Here is a 16,518-nt window from a genome sequence, read left to right as displayed (position 1 = left end):
ACAGGAAAAGGCTTCTATGGTTCAGACTTTTACTGTGCTGATATAATTTCTTCTTATAGCAATCTAGATTCTATCCAGAGTGAATTCAAATTCTAAATCCTGATCTGCCAAAAGGAGATGTTCCTGGTGAACCGGTGCTCCCCAGCTGTCATCTCCGCCGACACCCATTTGTACTCCCGCAACCGTAACGACTGTAAAATGTGTTTTCGGAAGTTCATAGTGATGCTGGGCATTTTCAAGTTCAAAGGCTGTATAAGGAGATACATTGCACTCAAGCGGTTCACCAACTGAAGCGATTTTTATTCCCTGTCCAAGCTTGTCTGCAATCTTCAATTCACGTACACCTGTCCGGTTTCCAGATTCCTGAGGCATAAGATAAGAAGAAATATTTTCTGAAACACTATTTTTAAAGATTCCGAGCCTTGCACCCATAGAACGGTCAGAATAGTTCTCTTCAGGGCCCATTGCATACCATTCAAGCTGATCATAATCTGCCGGAACCTTAAAGGTGACCGCAAAAATCGGCAGCTGCGGGAGCTTTGCGGCTCCTTTGTAAACAGAACGGACACGAACATGTCCAGCGCTGTCAATTGTGTATTTCATCATGACACCAATTTCTCCGCTGATGGAAAATTTATAGGTAAAGATGATGCTAACATACCCATTTTCTTCTTCAACAACAATGTCTGTGCATCTGCGTGCCATGCTTGCTGTATGCCAGCAGCCTGATTCGAACATTTGAGAGTAGCCTCTGTCATTATCTGTTGTGGCTCTCCAAAACAATGGTGCCGGAGGAAGGGAAATCATCTCTCTGCCATCATAAACCAGGGAAACAAGACTGCCGGCCTGCTTGGAGAAGATCGCCCGGAAATCCTTGCCGTGCACCCCGATATTCACATCGCCCTGGATAACCTTCAGCTCTTCTATGCTTTCTTTCGAAGGAGCCGCATGCTGAGCTTCCACTTGAAATACATACTGCCCAAATGCCATTTCATATCCGGACTTTGCCCAATCCCGGTTTTCCCTGGTCCGGAAAAAGGTTTGGATACAATATTCTCCTGAACGTTCCGCCACATCGGCAGGCCAGTTAAAGTGAGCACGCCCTTCGCTTTGCGGCGCAACAGCTGTTTCCAGTACACCCCGAAATACTTCCCTGCCCTCAAGGAACAAAATGTACTCCAAATCATAGCCCGATGTATCTGTGAAAAGACTGTCATTAATGATGGTGACTCCTTCTCTGTCCGGCTGCAGTTTGAAGTCCTGATACAAAAATTTCACTTCCTGCATCTTTGGAGACAGGTTGCGGTCGGCATACACAATTCCATTGGTGCAGAAGCCGTAATCTGTCGGCCGGTCCTCAAAGTCTCCGCCATAAGCAAGGAATTCCTCTCCGTAACGATCTTTTTTTATAAGGGATTGATCAATATAATCCCATATAAAGCCACCCTGATACATAGGATATTTCTTTTCTAAATCTGTGTATTTATACATGCCTCCCAAAGAATTCCCCATTGCATGCATATATTCGCAGCTGATGTAAGGCTTCTCCGGGTTTTCAGTTAAGTATGTCTCAATTTCAGCCGGCTTCGCGTACATTCTGCTTTCCATATCGCTTGTGTCATTATAATTGCGGTCATAAAAAACACCCTCATAATGGACAAGCCTGCTCGGATCTGCTTTTTTAAAATATTGGGAAACACTCAGGATCACTTCACCAGCATATGATTCATTCCCGCAAGACCATATCAGGATGGAAGGATGATTTTTATCGCGCTCGAGCATAGATACAGCCCGGTCGATGACAATATCCCTCCATTCCGGTTTGTTTCCGGGAATATTCCATGAAGGCTCAACCACACCCATCTTCTGCCAGGATCCATGTGTTTCCAAATTCATCTCATCAATCACATATACGCCGTATTCATCACATAATTCATACCAATAGCTTTGATTCGGATAGTGAGACGTGCGGACTGCATTAATGTTATTTCGCTTCAGTGTTTTAATGTCCCAGAGCATATCTTCCTTCGTTATGGCACGTCCAGTCCGGCAATTGAATTCATGCCGGTTAACGCCTTTAAAAACGATGCGCTTTCCGTTTAATGTCATCAACTTGTTAACCATCTCAAACCTTCTGAAACCGACCTTCTGCGGAACAACCTCTAATAAATGCCCGTCTTCATCAAACACTTGAATATACAGCTTGTATAAATAAGGGCTTTCTGCGCTCCAGAGCTCCGGATTATCCAGATTCAGCGACAAACTCGATCTCCCGCCAGCATATTCCCCTGTTCCTGAGGCAACTTTACTTCCGTTTGCATCAAACAATTCCCCAGTGATTTTAGAAGGAACACGATTTTCAGCTAAAAATGAAAGATCTGCTTTTAGAGAACCCTTAGTAAATGTTGAATCCAGATCAGCATGAATGTGAAGATCTCTTATATGAATCTCCGGAATTGTATAAAGGTACACATCACGGAATATACCGGAAAACCTCCAAAAATCCTGGTCTTCAAGCCAGCTTCCGGTACTCCTTTGGTACACTTCAACCGCAAGCTTATTGTTCCCTTCCGAAAGAAAAGGAGTAAGTTCAAATTCTGAGGGTGTGAAGGAGTCCTCACTGTATCCCACAAATTCTCCGTTCATCCACACATAAAAAGCGGATTCTACACCTTGAAAAGAAATATAGACTGGCTTGCCCTGCATGTTTTGCGGAAGTGTAAATTCCTTCACATAACTTCCCACAGGATTATGGTCCATCGGAATTTCCGGGGGACGGATATCAGCAAGGCCATCCCACGGATACATGGTATTCACGTATTGAGGTTTTCCGTAACCCTGCATTTGGATATGCCCGGGGACCTTGATGTCTCCCCAGCCCGAGCAATTAAAGTCTTTTTCATAAAAATGTTCAGGGCGGCAGCCAGGATTGGTGCTGTAAGCAAATTTCCAGTTTCCGTTCAAAACATGCTTCATGTTCATCTGTCCTGCACTTTTTGCCTCCTCAAGCGTCTCGTAGTAAACATGGTCGGAGTGTGCCGGAAGTCTATTTACTGCGTATTTATTCAAATCACTTAACCAGCTGATTTCAGGTTTCATTTCCATATCTTTAACATCCTGCCTTTCGATTTGTTATTTTACCGATCCCATCATGCCTGCAACAAAATGCCTTTGCATAATAAAGAAAATGAGTGCAGCCGGCAGTGTCGCAATGACGATGGCTGTCATAATGATGCCATAATCCGGAGAATAGCTTGATCCTAAGTTAGAAATAAGGAGCGGCAGTGTCTGCTTTTCCGGAGACTGCAGAATAACGAGCGGCCATAAGTAACTGTTCCAGCTGGCCATGAACGTAATAATGGCACCAGCTGCATAGGTTGTTTTCATGGTTGGTACATAAATCCTGAAAAACACGCCCAGCTCTGATAAACCATCAATTCGTCCTGCTTCAAGGATATCCTTGGGAAACATTTTTGTACTTTGCCTAAAGAAAAAGATCAGAAAGGCTGTCGTCACTGTCGGCAAAACAACTGCTGTCAGCGTATCGATTCCGAGAAAAGGAAGTGTCTGCGAAATGGTTCCAAACATCCTGAACAAAGGGACCATTAAAGCAGCAAATGGAATCATCATTGAAAGCAAAAGAATGTTAAAGACGATATCCTTTGCTTTGCTTCTGTAAATTTCAAATCCATATCCCGCCAAAGAAGCAATCAAGAGTGACAGCAGTGTCGTAGCTATAGAAATTTTTGCTGAATTCAGCAAAGCTGGGATAAGATTCACCGAGTCGAGAAGCTTGTGCAGATTCTCCATGAAGTGGGTCCCAGGAAGCAGCCTTCCTTTTGTCACATCAACTGACTGATTTGTTGAACTGATAATCATCCATAAGAATGGAAAGACAGAAATAACGGACAAAATGAACAGTACTGCATAGCTGAAGCTCCGTTTAATATTAGGCATTCTTATCACCCGCCACCCTGAATTGAATAATTGAGAAAATCACGATCATAATCACTATGGCATACGAGACAGTGGCCGCATAACCAAAGTCCGGCGTATATTTGAACGAAAGGTTATAAATGTACTGTGAGATGGACATGGTTGCATTACCTGGTCCGCCCTTCGTGATGTTCATCACTTCATCAAATAGCTGAAGCGTTCCTATTGTTGAGGTAATAGATGTAAATAGGATGATTGGCTTCAGCATTGGTATGGTAATTTTGAAAAACTGCTGGATAGATGAAGCACCGTCCATTTTCGCTGCCTCATAAATAGATTCATCGACATTTTGAAGAGCAGATAAATAAAAAATCATGTTATATCCGGTCCATCTCCATGTAATGGCAATGATAATTGTTATTTTCGCCCAAAAGGGATCTGTCAGCCACTGGATCGGTTCAGAAATCAAGGCTATTTTCATGAGCATAAGATTGATGATTCCGTCCTGTCCGAACAAATATTTAAAAATAACGGAGTAGGCAACCAATGAGGTTACACAGGGTAAAAAAATCGCCGTCCGAAACAGCCCTTTAAATTTCAGGGTTTTGTTATTAAGCAGGACCGATAGAAATAAAGCAAGCAAAATCATGACCGGCACCTGAATGATAAGAAAGATTACGGTATTTTTCACTGTCGTAAGAAAGGTCGGATCCTTAAATAAACGCGCATAGTTTTCAAGGCCCACAAATCTAAGATTCATGCCTGTTCCAGATTGCAGGGACAATATAAATGCCTGAATCATAGGGTAAAAGTAAAACAAACAGATCATGGCTGAAGCAATACTGATGAAAGACCATCCGATAATAGTACTCTTTGTCCGCAGGTTACGGCCGGATTTTATTGAAGCGGTTCGAGTTTCCTGGGCGGCTTTAGCTGTTTGCACTTTACATCACTCCTTACAATGTCCATGAAAAAACAGCCCCGGGCAAGATCGCCTGATGAATCAGAAAGCTCCGTAACCAAACTTGGAGAAGCCGGCGAAATCCCGAGGCTTAGTTTTTTATGAAATTGAAATTTATTTAACTTGTTCTTCCGCTTGCTGCTGAGCGTCTTTAAGTACTTTATCCAGATCTTTTCCTTTCAGGTAATCCTGCATGCCTACTGATAAAATATCTTCAATGGCATAAGTATGCAGGCCGTAGTTTACCTGAGGGATTTTTGCTGTCCAGTCCGCAAAATCGGTAATGACTTTTTGTCCTCCGAAGAATTCATCGCTTGCTTTATATGCCTCTCCTTCAGAAGCAGGTTTATATGTTCCGATCACACCGATTTCTTTGTTCAGCTTTTGGTACAAATCAACATCTGAACCGAATGTTTTTGACAAGAACTCAGCCGCTTTTTCTTTTCCAGGGATGTTTAATACATACCAAGAGCTTCCGCCTAAGTTAGAGGCATTCACTGAATTTGGAATTTGAGACATCTTTGGCAGCGGGGCAACTGTCCATTTCCCTGATTGAGATGCTTCTGATTTTATGGAAGGAGTAATCCAGTTACCAGTCGGTACGGTGGCAACATCACCTTTATTAAATCCTGCTACAAACTGGCTCCAGTCTGAAACTGGTTTTACAAGACCTGCATCCAGGATATTTTTATATGTTTTAAAAGCCTCTTTAAGTGCTTCGTTATTAGCAATATCCGGTGTTACTCCGTCTTTCTTTAAGTACCATGATCCGCTTGATTGAATCATCATTCTGATCAGTCCAAGGTCTTTAGGGTCTTGAGTAAGCATTTGTTTGCCTGTCGCCGCTTTTACCTTTTTGCCGATTTCAATGTATTTGTCCCAGTCAATATTATTTAAATCACTTACTTTGTATCCTGCTTTTTCAAGATAGTCTTTTCTGAAGTACAATCCAGTAACCCCTGAGTCAAATGGAAGGCCGTAGTGCTTCCCTTTTAGGCTGGTAGGAGCATCCTTATACTTTGCAAAGTCATCTGATTTGAAAGAATCTGATAAGTCATAGAACATATCAGGATAGGCCTGAAGGAAGCTCTGTGCCCGGTAATCCTCAATAAGGACTACATTTGGCAAGCCCTTTGTTGTTCCTGAGCTCAAGCTTGTATTCAGCTTTTGCACGATATCATCCTGTGCATTTTCAACAACCTTGATGTTAAGTTTTGGGTCTTTTGATTTATAAGCCTCTTTAGCAACGTTCATTGCCTTAATATTAAAGTTAGGATCCCATGCCCATACTGTGATTTCTTTGGTATTCTTTGATCCGGAAGCATCATTCTTACTCGATCCGGAAGAACAGGCAGCCAGCATCATTACACTTACCAAAAAAAGTGCCAGCACTTTTTTCATAAAAAAACCCCCCGATTGTGTTTTAGTACTCATTAATTGTAAGCGCTAACCATCTTACAATCCCTATCTTAGCACCACCCGGGGGCGTCCAGTTAGAACAATATTTCTGTATGTTTGTAATATTTTCAGGAAATGAATTCGCTTACAAATATTGAAATTGTATTATCTTTAGAAATTATAACTTTTTTTACAATCGGCTGATTGGCAGCACAATCCTTACCTTCGTCCCCTCGCCTGGCTCGCTTGAAATAGTTACCCCATACTCCTCTCCATAAATAAGCTGGATCCGGTCATTTACATTCCTGACCCCTATTCCAGAAAATAGCTGGCGCTTGCGCCTCGTATTAGGCAGATCACTTTCACCTGTAACCTTCATGCCATCTCCATTATCCGCCACTTCACAGATCATGTTTTCACCATCTCGCCATACGAGAACATTGATGTACCCCCCGGCTTTATGATTAAAGCCATGAAAAAATGAATTCTCGATAAATGGCTGAAGAATTAATTTTGGCAGCTGAAATTCCATACAATCCGGCTCGATAAAATAATTGACTTTAATCCTGTTACCGTATCTGGTTTGATTAATAAACACGTAGTTCTTCAGATTCTCCATTTCCTTTTGCACGGTAACCGTTTCATTCACATTTCCAATCGTATTTTGCAACAGTGAAATCAGCGCATTTATAACCGCTTCCGTCTCTTCCTTTTTCCCCTGCCAGACCATAAACTTTATTGAAGTTAATGTATTATAGAGAAAATGAGGATTGATTTGCTGCTGCAGCGCCTCAAGCTCAGCCGTTCTCTGCTGCTTTTGCGCCAGCACTAATTGCCCGACATATTCATGCAGCTCGTCCAGCATCGAGTTAAAGGCCTTTCCGATTTGCCTGGTTTCGTAGGTGCCAGACACATCAGCAAATTGATGAAAATCATTTTTGGGCGCATTGGAAATCTGCTTAACAAGCCTGGATAATGAATCAGTAAGCCTTCTGGAAAGCAGAAATACAATAATGAGCGCCACAAATACAATACTCATGCAAATCATGGCAATAGCCTTTTTATTAATTAAATCCCCAATCGCCGTCTTCTTATCAATCGTATTAAATAAATACATATCAAATGAAGGAAGATATTCCATTAAAATAATCTGATCATGTCCCATGAATTTTCCGATTGTATATGAACGTGAATGGCTTTCCAAATCTGTTCGATAGCCGAGAAGATCATTGGCTTTCTGTCCGATCATCCCCGTCTGGCTGCTTGATACAATAAGGCCTGCTTTGTTGATCAGAAAAACATTATTTCCGGGGCTCGTATACTTAGAATAAAACTTCCTGAATTTACGTTCCTGAATGGAAAAATACATGGAGCCGTATATCTTGCCGGAAATCCGTTCCATTAAAGCCCTGGAAGCCACGATGAAATTTTTATCTTTACTGTCAAGCGCCAGTTCCGGACGCTTATCCTGCTGGTAGATCAATCTCTTTGGCACCTTTAGAGTTTTGCGGGTAATCGGGCTGTTTTTCAGCTCTTCATCTGAAATCGGCCAGTAATTTCGATTCGTTGCAAAGCTAGTCCCGTTTTTTCCCAGCACAATAATTCCGACATCATAGGCATCCAAATTGGACTTAATCCGCTTTACTTGCTCGCCAATATTGTAGATGGAGAACATTTTCTCCGTATCGGATTCTTTTGCCGTTAAACTTTTTTTAAGATTTCCGCTTTGCAGAAGATTGTTTGATGCAATTACGACTGAATAATTAAAAGACTCGAAGCTGTCTTTGATTTGATCCATTACCTTCGAATTCGTAATACTGAACTTATCAATGAAAAAATTTTCAGACATGCGAATGACGGTCCAGGTAATCGTGATTGTAACTGTAATGATGCTCAGAACCGTTATCAAAAACATAATTATAAAAATACCATTGTGTTTAAAACGATCGGGAATCAATTTCATAATATACCATCACTTACTTTTAATTTGTTTTCTTCTAAACTGACTTGGCGACATGCCCTTTACTTTCTTAAAAACCTTACAGAAATAGCTATGATCCGAATAACCGACCATACCGCTGATTTCTGAAATTGACACTGTGCCCGTTATCAGAAGCCCAGCCGCTTCTTCTATTCTGATTTTATTCAAGTACTCAATAAAACCCTCATTATTATGAGAGGAAAAATAACTGGAAAGATAAGAAGGATTAAAGTGAAAATGATTGGCCACATCTTTTAGCGTCAGCTGCTCTGCATAATGTTCAGCTATATATTCCATGATACTTTTGATAGTCAGATGATCCGGCTGCTGCCTGGATAAAATAATGCTTTTTGCCTCTGCAATAAACCGGCTCAGCAAAGCGCTGGTATCCCTGGCAGTACGGGCTTCTTCAATGGCTCTAAAGTACTCATTCCTGACAGTCTCCAAATCCTTCACATCATAATCCATGTTGCCAAGCTGAATGGATATATTGAAGATAATGTTCCCGAAAAAAGCCTTAAATTCATAGATATCCATATCATACCTGGCGCATAAGGCCTCGGTATGCTTCTCGAGGTATTGAAAAGCAGCATCAAAATTCCGCCGTTTACATTCACCTGTAAACCAGTCCAAATTGAAGCTATCAATCTGGCCAGACAACTCAGGAAGGCTGCGGATGGTTAACAGCGGTGCTTCCGGAAGATAAAATCCAGCGTTCACAAGCTTTGTAAATTCTCCCTTGTATATATGGCCAAGCCTGCTGAAATCCGTGAATTCGTCCGTCACTGCAAGTCCGATTCCAGGTTCGCTATTTAAGAGCTGACTGACTGCTGCAAACACTTCAGATGCCTGATCAGAACCTGTATTAAGGATCATTGCACAGACTTTTTTGTTTCCATGATTGATAGGAAAAGATACAATTTGATTTAGCAGACGTTTACATTCAGTTTCCAGCTTCTCTATTATCCTGCTCCTGGTTTCAGGATGATCACCTGAAGGATGAAGGGTCAAATCTATACCCATTAAATAAAAGGAACGATACGGAAAGGCATCAGAAATGGCCTGTAATTCCTTTTCATCTTTTATTTCATATCCTGAGAGCAGCTTATCAGCGATTTGCTCCATGGAAAAATGCCAGTCTGCCGTTCCATTGCGAAATTTAAGAGCAGGAATTTTATCCAATGCTTTATTCAGCACCTTAAGCAGTTCAGCAGCATCCAGCTTCGGCTTTAAAATATAATCCACTGCGCCATTTTGCAAAGTAGACCGCACATAGTCAAACTCGCCAAAGCTGCTAAGGACAATTACCTCAATATGAGGGTACTTTTCTTTAACGATTCTTGTCAGCTCTTCCCCGTCCATAATGGGCATCACAATATCTGTTATGATAATGTGCGGATCCGCCGAGCCGATTAACTCAAGCGCCTCTTGCCCGTTAGACGCTTCTCCGCAAATGATAAATCCCTCTTGCTCCCAGTTAATATAATGCTTAATGCCCTGTCTAATTAAAATTTCATCATCCACAATAAGCGTTCTGCACAGCTCTTGTTCAGCCAAACTTATCCCCCGCTTTTAATTATGTATAGTAAGCGCTTTTATTCCTATTATATAGCTTTCATGAATTTTGAATATAAAATTGCCCCAAGTTCCTTTTTCCATTTTTAGAGAAAAGGAGTTTTTGGGATATATATAATAGTTTTTTTGAGCCATGTGCGTTAGAGGCGATTGAGGTTGAACTTTCTTATCCATTACAACCCTCATCAACTGCCCGCAGTAGTTAAGGCCCGTGCTGCCTAGAGCAGCAAAATCGCTAAGCCAGGATAACTTCTGCATATAGTAAAAAAAGCAACTCTCCCGTAAAATGGAGGGCTGCTTTTTGTGTTATTTTTTTACACCTGTGTAGATGTAGATAGCGTCTCTTAGAAATTCTGCCGTTCCTGGCTGGTCCTTGTCGTAATGCTGCTTAAACCTATCGTCGTCCGTATACATTTGCGCAAGTCCGGCATGGGCCTCTTCGCTGTACTCACTCCAATAAAAAGTAAGCCATTTCTTATGCATTTCCGCAGCTTTTTGAGCGAGTTTCCCTGCAGGATCGCCCTCCTTAAACGCCGCTGCGAGGGTCTGTTCCAACTCATCCGTCAGACGAGTAATCTCCGCATGTTCTTCCTGTGTCATGTTCTTCAGCTTTTCGTTCGATTTGTTTACGGTATCTTCACCGTATTTTTCTCGAATTTCTTTTCCGTATTCCTTCTCATTATCATCAATGAGTTTTTGCTTAAACCCATCGAATTTTTCCTGATCTTTCATTGTCATTCTCCCTTCATGTGAAGCAATCGTTTTCTCTACGTTAAGGAGGAGTTCATCCAATTGCTTTCGTTTGTCCAGGAGTTTCTCACGGTGTTCTTTTAAGGCCTCGGTCCCGTTAAAGGCAGGGTTGCTGACAATTTCCCTGATTTGTTCTAATGTGAGTCCGAGCTCTCTGTAAAATAAGATTTGCTGAAGCCGATCGACTTCGCGCTTGCCATAAATGCGGTAGCCTGACGAATTGATCCTTGCCGGCTTAAGGAGTTCAATTTCATCATAATACCGAAGTGTTCTCGTGCTGATGCCAGCCAGAATGCCTAGTTTTTGGATTGTATATTCCATGAGATCCCTCCTGACACCTTCACTTTACACCTTGACGCAGCGTGAAGGTCAAACCCTTTTTTGAAAAAGATCTGTCTTCGTAACCATGTACTCTCCGTTTCATGACGCTCGCTTTCTGCAGAGGTCGCTCGGGTCCCGCACCTTCCTCCACTCAACGATTAAATGAAAAATCTATACACATCGTTACACAAAGCAACAATCTTTTTAAAATCTAAGTTGATGAGTTTAATATACATCTAACCTAAGAATCTTTTCATTCCTTCTAACATTCAACCCTTGAATAATTTCGGTTTTATAAAAATTACTTTCAACCTTTGCCCTTAAATTATAGCTCTATTTCTTGAAGAACGTTTCGGAAAATCACTTAAAAGTATTCAATGCGACCTTGGCAGCCTTTGCTATAAGTTCATTATTATAGGTGGCATTCTTCGTATCACGGGTGGATAGAATCGTGATGACGATGGGATCTCTATTGGGCGGCCAAACGATAGCAATATCGTTTCGTGTTCCGTAGTCTCCTGATCCGGTTTTATCGCCTACTTCCCATCCTTTAGGTACAGCCGCACGGATCAATTCGTCTCCAGTAGTATTTCCCCGCATCCAATCTGTTAGGATTTTGCGCTTATCATTCGGGAGAACGTCATCGACCGTAAAAGCCTTCAGGTTGGTCGCAAGTGCTCTTGCTGTACTTGTATCACGGATGTCTCCTGGGATGGCACTGTTCAAATCCGTCTCGAAGCGATCAGCCTCGGTGACATTATCGCCGATTTTCCTCAGTGCTTTCTCGAAGCCGTTAGGACCGCCGAGTTTCTGCAATAAAAGGTTCGCTGCGGTATTATCGCTGTATCGGATGGCAGCATCGCAAATTTCCCTAAGGGTCATCCCGGTATCCACGTGCTGCTCTGTGATTGGCGAATACGTGACTAGGTCATCTTTAGTATAAGTGATTACCTCGTCAAGTTTGTCAATTGAGTTTTGCTGTAGCACTAACCCTGCGGCCAAAGCCTTATAGGTGGATGCGTAGGCGAACCGTTCATCGGGCCGATAAACCACCGTGCGATTTGTACCGGTGTCAATCGCATAGACGCCAAGCCGGGCATCAAACTTTTTCTCAAGCTGCTTGAACTTTCGGCCAGCCGCCGCATGACTTGTATTTTTTGTTTGTTCTACTTTTTCTTTTGCCTCGGTCTGCTTTATTCCGTCTCCAAAGAGGTTTAAACTTATAAAACTCAAAATTAATAATCCAGCACTCAACCATATTTTTAGCATGCTCACACTTTTCAAAATGATCAGTCCTCTCATATTCTCTAGTTTAATGTTGGTTTAATACCTAAATTCAATTACATTCTGATTCTGTCAACTATCACATAATTTTTGGTTAAGTTCTATTGAATTAGAACAACCCAATGATTCCCTTTATAACTTTACTTAAAATTCCTATTACTGGCTTCGTTCACGAGCAGTTATTAGAACGCTTACAATTCTATACTTATTCGTGATTGAAAAATTACTAGCAATAGCGAGTTGACGATAGTTTAATTAGACTTTATACTAGCTTAGTCTAATTAGACTATTATGTAAAGGGATGAAAAATAAATGATAAAATCTTTCTTAATGTTAGGACAATCGAATATGGCAGGCCGCGGATTCTTGCATGAGGTAGAACCTATTATAAATGAAAAAATAAAAATGCTTCGCAACGGACAGTGGCAAATGATGACAGAGCCAATTAATTATGACCGCCCTGTTGCTGGTATAAGTCTAGCAGCATCTTTTGCAGAGGCGTATTCGAAAGCAAACCAGGATGAAGAAATTGGTTTGATTCCTTGTGCGGAAGGCGGCAGTTCCTTGAACGATTGGCATCCGCAAGGTACTCTTTTTCAACATGCTTTATCAGAAGCTCGATTTGCTCTTGAAACTAGTCAAATTTGCGGCATCCTTTGGCATCAAGGTGAAAGTGATAGCAATAATTCTCTACATGAAACGTATAATGAAAAGTTATCTCTTATCATTGAAACTTTACGTAAAGAATTAAACCTTCAAAATGCCCCATTAGTAATTGGTGAGCTTGGTGATTTCTTAGGGAAAACAGGTTTTGGAAAATACTCATCAGAGTTTCAGGAAATCAACAAACAATTACGTCGATTCGCTCATGAGCAGCAAAATTGTTATTTTGTATCGGCAGAAGGTCTAACTTCAAATCCTGATGGTATTCATTTGGACGCCGTTTCTCAACGAAAATTCGGTTTCCGCTACTTTGAGGCGTTTTCCAAGAAACGCAATATCTTAGAGCCGCTTTCGGATGAAGGTCAATCACTTAAAATAAACAAAAACTATTCGAAAACTGAACAAATTTATATTCACAGTATGAATTTAGCTCTAGGTAAAATCACATACGCTGAATTTGAAGCACAAATGGCGAAGGTGATGCAGCCTTGATTCCCTTACTAATTCTTGGCTTACTTATTCAAAACCCTGGCGCACATGGATACGAACTATTAAGTTTAATGGAAAAACGACATTATAAATATATCGTTAACTTTACTAAAGGATCATTTTATTACAATTTGCAGCAACTTAAAGAAAAAGGTTTGATTGAAGAAACACATCAAATACGTCCAAACAACGGTCGTGAAATTCACACCTTTAAAATCACGTCTTTAGGAATAGAAGAATTTAATAAATTAATTTCCAAATATGGAACTAAATCCGAGTATGTTAACTTGCCATTCTATGGACCATTACTCTTTGCAGATGTATTTGATAAAAATAAATTATTAGAAATAATCCAATCTCAAATTGATCAAACTGAAGCCAGAATTGCTCTTCTCGATGAATACTTAGCTATCACTAAGGAATCACCTGGCAAAATTGATTATTTTCGCCGCATGAACGAAAATTCTCGTTCTCACCATTTAGTGAACTTAAAATGGTTTGAAGAATTAAAGGCAGACATAGAAGAAGCTACTGTTTAAATAAAAAACTATAATCACCTATCAATATTACTTGGTCAATGCCATATAAAATGTCATCTCGCTCGGTTCTCGCACTTTTTCGATAATTAAAGTATTACAACCGTACTCCATGATGGTATAGCCATCATGAAGTCTCTATTTCAAGCAGGTATTATTTATTGCGCTCAACTAAATATATTATATACAAAAAAGCACTTGATACCCTAAATGCTATCAAGTGCTTATCTTGAAATTAATTCTATTCAACCGGCCCCATAAATTCAGTAATAATAAGAATATGTTCTCTTATTTTTACCTTTTTTAGATTTTCCACTTTTTCAGACCCACCTAGACCTAATAAGGGAGTGTATCCGAAACATTCGTCATAATCAGGTCTACCATATTTACTACAAGCCTCAGGATATGGTTCCCACATTAATTCATCATTCATAAAATCATTATCCTTTAAATCATCAAGAAAGAAATCAAAGCCCGATGAAACAACGTGAACGAGTCCTTTCCTAAAGTTCAACAAGTTAACATATTTATCTTTTTCCCACACTATAATATCACCCATCGATGTCGTAAAGATAGGAATTGCTTGCTCGTACCTTATGTAACACCTTTCTAAAATATCCAAGTAGTCGTCTGGATTAATTACTTTTAAAAAACCGTTTAATAATGTTCCAAAACCATATTTTTCCCACACTTCTATCAGTTCTCCAGGAAGTTTATCTTTATACTTTAAGTTAATTCTTTCATCAACCGTATTATATTTCATAAAGTTCTCAAAGGTATCCATTTAAAATGCCCCCTTTATTTATTGGGTCAACTTTACATTCAAATAAGTATTCTTTATTTCTTCAGGTGACATATTCTTTGCCATTTCCCTAATTTGCTCATCAACAATATCAATTCTATATTTCCATTGTGATCCCAAGGAGGAATTAACTCTTTTATCTCCTAAACCACCAATTTTATCTGCCCTTCCTCCTGCTATTTGGTCTGGATTGTGAAGAGCAGCTTGTGTATCCATCCATTCTGAAGCTCGCTTATTCGCATCGGCTCTTGAAAGTCCTTGCTTACGTAGTCCAGTAATTTTATCTTTAAGTGCTTCTTGTCTTGCCATTTTTTAAGCAGCATTTCCTTCAATAGCTCTACCTTCAGCAATATACCTTTCTCTATTTCTCAAATATTCTTCAACTGTTAACTCATTCATCCCTTTTTCTTGATCTTTTAATTGTCTCCCAAATTCTTCAGGGTCGTGTTTTATATTTCTCTTAAATTCCACTTCTATTTTATTTATTCTAGGTACATCATCTAAATGCCTTACATTACCCGTACCCTTACCAACATGCCCTTCCTCCGCACTAAACGCAGAAAGCCGGTCCATTAATCCTTTGCTGTTAATCGCATTATATGGCACTTGCCCGTCTACCGCAAGTGAGTATTCGAGGGGTGTTTTTGAGGGAATCTGTGCCAGCTTTCCTGCCTTGGAAACAACGGTCTTTGTGGCTATTCTGGCTGTAGTCATCCCAGTTTTGGCGGCAGCTCCCATTCCTTTTGTACCGGCTGCATTGGCGAAAGCGGAACCGATGGCGTATGTCACCCAGTGCGCCCTGGAATACCAATCTCCAAGCACCATGTTTTTTTCATAGGAGTCGACAATGGCTTTTTTCATAATCTGATAGGTCTGTTTGTAATGATTGACAGATTCATAGACTGCCATCTCCGCTGCTTCCGGATCCATCACAAAATTAAAGATATCTTTCGCGAAGTCCTTTCCCGCATCAAGTAAACCTATGGTAGCTCCTTTTTTAAGCTCTTCTTGCATATACTTCATGTACAGGGTCCGCGATCTGGATTGAGGTTTGTAAAGCCAATTTTATCAGCGGCTTTCAGATATTCCCGCGGATTTGAAACCTGCCGAGCAAGGTCTGCATTCAATTCCCTGCGCCTTCGCTCTTCCGCTTCTTTCTTCTTCACCTTTAGATAGGCTTCGTCTTCTTTTCTCTGCTCCTGCAGGTCTTTGTAAACCTCGCTGCTTTTGTAGGACTTGGCATTAAAGTACAGCGGAGATACCTTATCCTGAATGTCTTTATTAAAAATATACTTTTTTGCAGTTTCACATTGTTTTATCACCACAAGTGTTATTTTTGTTAGTTTGTTAGCTACTAAGACCAAAACAACCTTAGCTTTGAAAAATTTATCATCTCGTCTGGTTTACCGTTACCTTAAAATTCCTCAAAAAAGCACTCAATGCTCGAAATGGCATTAAGTGCTTTACAGCTATCAATATAAACTATTGTGGTTAGTAATAATTTATGAATTTAACTTCTTCTCCCTTAATCAGTAGTTTTCCTTAAAAATTCTATATTAATTCTGTCAACTTTTATTTCAACCATTTTATCTATTAATTATAACTCCATTAAGCCATTGACCAAAAAGTCGTTTGGGTCTTTTTTGTGAATGCTGTAAAATGGCTGTTCAATGCTTTTAATATCACAGCCATATTTCTTATCATTTTTTATGTTGTCCAAAGGCTAATTTCTCTCAAAAAAGCACTTGTTGCCTACTATGCAATCAAGTGCTTACAGTTAATTTTCATTTTTTAGTCTATCTTATTACAATTAATATCCCGG

At 40.3% G+C, this 16,518-nt stretch carries 13 protein-coding genes and 2 pseudogenes; 2 read left to right on the top strand and 13 right to left on the bottom strand.

The features are described from left to right. Positions 1 to 63: 63 nt before the first annotated feature. The 9 genes from lacZ to bla form a co-directional block, all read right to left on the bottom strand. Positions 64 to 3,105 (bottom strand): beta-galactosidase, LacZ type, encoded by a 3,042-nt coding sequence (gene lacZ / locus BIV59_RS02545; RefSeq protein WP_071349875.1) that lies wholly within the window; start codon positions 3,103 to 3,105, stop codon positions 64 to 66. Positions 3,106 to 3,132: 27 nt separating this feature from the next. Then, positions 3,133 to 3,957, bottom strand: coding sequence for a carbohydrate ABC transporter permease (locus BIV59_RS02540; RefSeq protein WP_071349874.1), 825 nt, complete (start codon positions 3,955 to 3,957; stop codon positions 3,133 to 3,135). Then, positions 3,950 to 4,837, bottom strand: coding sequence for a carbohydrate ABC transporter permease (locus BIV59_RS02535; RefSeq protein ID WP_240501840.1), 888 nt, complete (start codon positions 4,835 to 4,837; stop codon positions 3,950 to 3,952). Before BIV59_RS02535 ends, BIV59_RS02540 begins: the two co-directional genes overlap by 8 nt. Positions 4,838 to 5,011: 174 nt before the next feature. After that, the gene (locus tag BIV59_RS02530; protein ID WP_071349872.1) at positions 5,012 to 6,298 is read right to left on the bottom strand and encodes an ABC transporter substrate-binding protein; all 1,287 of its coding nucleotides are present in this window, start codon (positions 6,296 to 6,298) and stop codon (positions 5,012 to 5,014) included. 187 nt (positions 6,299 to 6,485) lie between these two features. After that, positions 6,486 to 8,258, bottom strand: coding sequence for a sensor histidine kinase (locus BIV59_RS02525; RefSeq protein WP_071349871.1), 1,773 nt, complete (start codon positions 8,256 to 8,258; stop codon positions 6,486 to 6,488). A gap of 9 nt (positions 8,259 to 8,267) precedes the next feature. Then, a complete protein-coding gene (locus BIV59_RS02520) occupies positions 8,268 to 9,833 on the bottom strand; it encodes a response regulator transcription factor (protein ID WP_071349870.1) in 1,566 nt (521 codons plus the stop codon). A 15-nt stretch (positions 9,834 to 9,848) separates the two neighbouring features. Further along, positions 9,849 to 10,025 carry a hypothetical protein gene (locus tag BIV59_RS23460; RefSeq protein WP_170846069.1) on the bottom strand — a complete coding sequence of 59 codons (177 nt, stop codon included), beginning with the start codon at positions 10,023 to 10,025 and terminating at the stop codon, positions 9,849 to 9,851. Positions 10,026 to 10,157: 132 nt separating this feature from the next. Continuing rightward, positions 10,158 to 10,922 (bottom strand): MerR family transcriptional regulator, encoded by a 765-nt coding sequence (locus BIV59_RS02510; protein WP_071349868.1) that lies wholly within the window; start codon positions 10,920 to 10,922, stop codon positions 10,158 to 10,160. A gap of 360 nt (positions 10,923 to 11,282) precedes the next feature. Further along, positions 11,283 to 12,224, bottom strand: coding sequence for a class A beta-lactamase (bla, locus tag BIV59_RS02505; protein ID WP_071349867.1), 942 nt, complete (start codon positions 12,222 to 12,224; stop codon positions 11,283 to 11,285). A gap of 294 nt (positions 12,225 to 12,518) precedes the next feature. Between bla and BIV59_RS02500 the strand changes: the two genes are divergently transcribed. Continuing rightward, entirely contained in the window at positions 12,519 to 13,361 is an 843-nt protein-coding gene (locus BIV59_RS02500; RefSeq protein ID WP_071349866.1) for a sialate O-acetylesterase, read from the top strand. After that, positions 13,358 to 13,897 (top strand): PadR family transcriptional regulator, encoded by a 540-nt coding sequence (locus BIV59_RS02495; RefSeq protein WP_071349865.1) that lies wholly within the window; start codon positions 13,358 to 13,360, stop codon positions 13,895 to 13,897. The genes BIV59_RS02500 and BIV59_RS02495 overlap by 4 nt, the downstream gene beginning before the upstream one ends. Before the next feature lie 238 nt (positions 13,898 to 14,135). Here the strand turns inward: BIV59_RS02495 and BIV59_RS02490 are convergent, their stop codons facing one another. The 4 genes and pseudogenes from BIV59_RS02490 to BIV59_RS24005 all read right to left on the bottom strand — a co-directional run. Further along, the gene (locus BIV59_RS02490; protein ID WP_071349864.1) at positions 14,136 to 14,678 is read right to left on the bottom strand and encodes a T6SS immunity protein Tdi1 domain-containing protein; all 543 of its coding nucleotides are present in this window, start codon (positions 14,676 to 14,678) and stop codon (positions 14,136 to 14,138) included. An 18-nt stretch (positions 14,679 to 14,696) separates the two neighbouring features. Continuing rightward, positions 14,697 to 15,410 (bottom strand): annotated as a pseudogene (locus tag BIV59_RS02485) (polymorphic toxin type 15 domain-containing protein). Between the two features lie 305 nt (positions 15,411 to 15,715). Further along, positions 15,716 to 16,060 carry a hypothetical protein gene (locus BIV59_RS02480; protein ID WP_071349863.1) on the bottom strand — a complete coding sequence of 115 codons (345 nt, stop codon included), beginning with the start codon at positions 16,058 to 16,060 and terminating at the stop codon, positions 15,716 to 15,718. A gap of 236 nt (positions 16,061 to 16,296) precedes the next feature. Next, positions 16,297 to 16,395 (bottom strand): annotated as a pseudogene (locus BIV59_RS24005) (recombinase family protein); the annotation flags it as partial. Positions 16,396 to 16,518: the final 123 nt, after the last annotated feature.

The organism is Bacillus sp. MUM 13, assembly GCF_001866725.1.
In the GTDB taxonomy this organism is placed as follows: Bacteria; Bacillota; Bacilli; order Bacillales; family DSM-1321; genus Peribacillus.
Note: the sequence above shows the minus strand (reverse complement) of the source record. Positions and strands in the feature narration are given on the sequence as shown.

What these genes read in the sequence shown, in the direction of transcription:
- BIV59_RS02525 (WP_071349871.1), bottom strand. Translation starts at nt 8,258, where the DNA reads ATGAAATTGATTCCCGATCGTTTTAAACACAATGGTATTTTTATAATT.
- BIV59_RS02490 (WP_071349864.1), bottom strand. Translation starts at nt 14,678, where the DNA reads ATGGATACCTTTGAGAACTTTATGAAATATAATACGGTTGATGAAAGA.
- lacZ (WP_071349875.1), bottom strand. Translation starts at nt 3,105, where the DNA reads ATGGAAATGAAACCTGAAATCAGCTGGTTAAGTGATTTGAATAAATAC.
- BIV59_RS23460 (WP_170846069.1), bottom strand. Translation starts at nt 10,025, where the DNA reads ATGGATAAGAAAGTTCAACCTCAATCGCCTCTAACGCACATGGCTCAA.
- bla (WP_071349867.1), bottom strand. Translation starts at nt 12,224, where the DNA reads ATGAGAGGACTGATCATTTTGAAAAGTGTGAGCATGCTAAAAATATGG.
- BIV59_RS02500 (WP_071349866.1), top strand. Translation starts at nt 12,519, where the DNA reads ATGATAAAATCTTTCTTAATGTTAGGACAATCGAATATGGCAGGCCGC.
- BIV59_RS02510 (WP_071349868.1), bottom strand. Translation starts at nt 10,922, where the DNA reads ATGGAATATACAATCCAAAAACTAGGCATTCTGGCTGGCATCAGCACG.
- BIV59_RS02540 (WP_071349874.1), bottom strand. Translation starts at nt 3,957, where the DNA reads ATGCCTAATATTAAACGGAGCTTCAGCTATGCAGTACTGTTCATTTTG.
- BIV59_RS02530 (WP_071349872.1), bottom strand. Translation starts at nt 6,298, where the DNA reads ATGAAAAAAGTGCTGGCACTTTTTTTGGTAAGTGTAATGATGCTGGCT.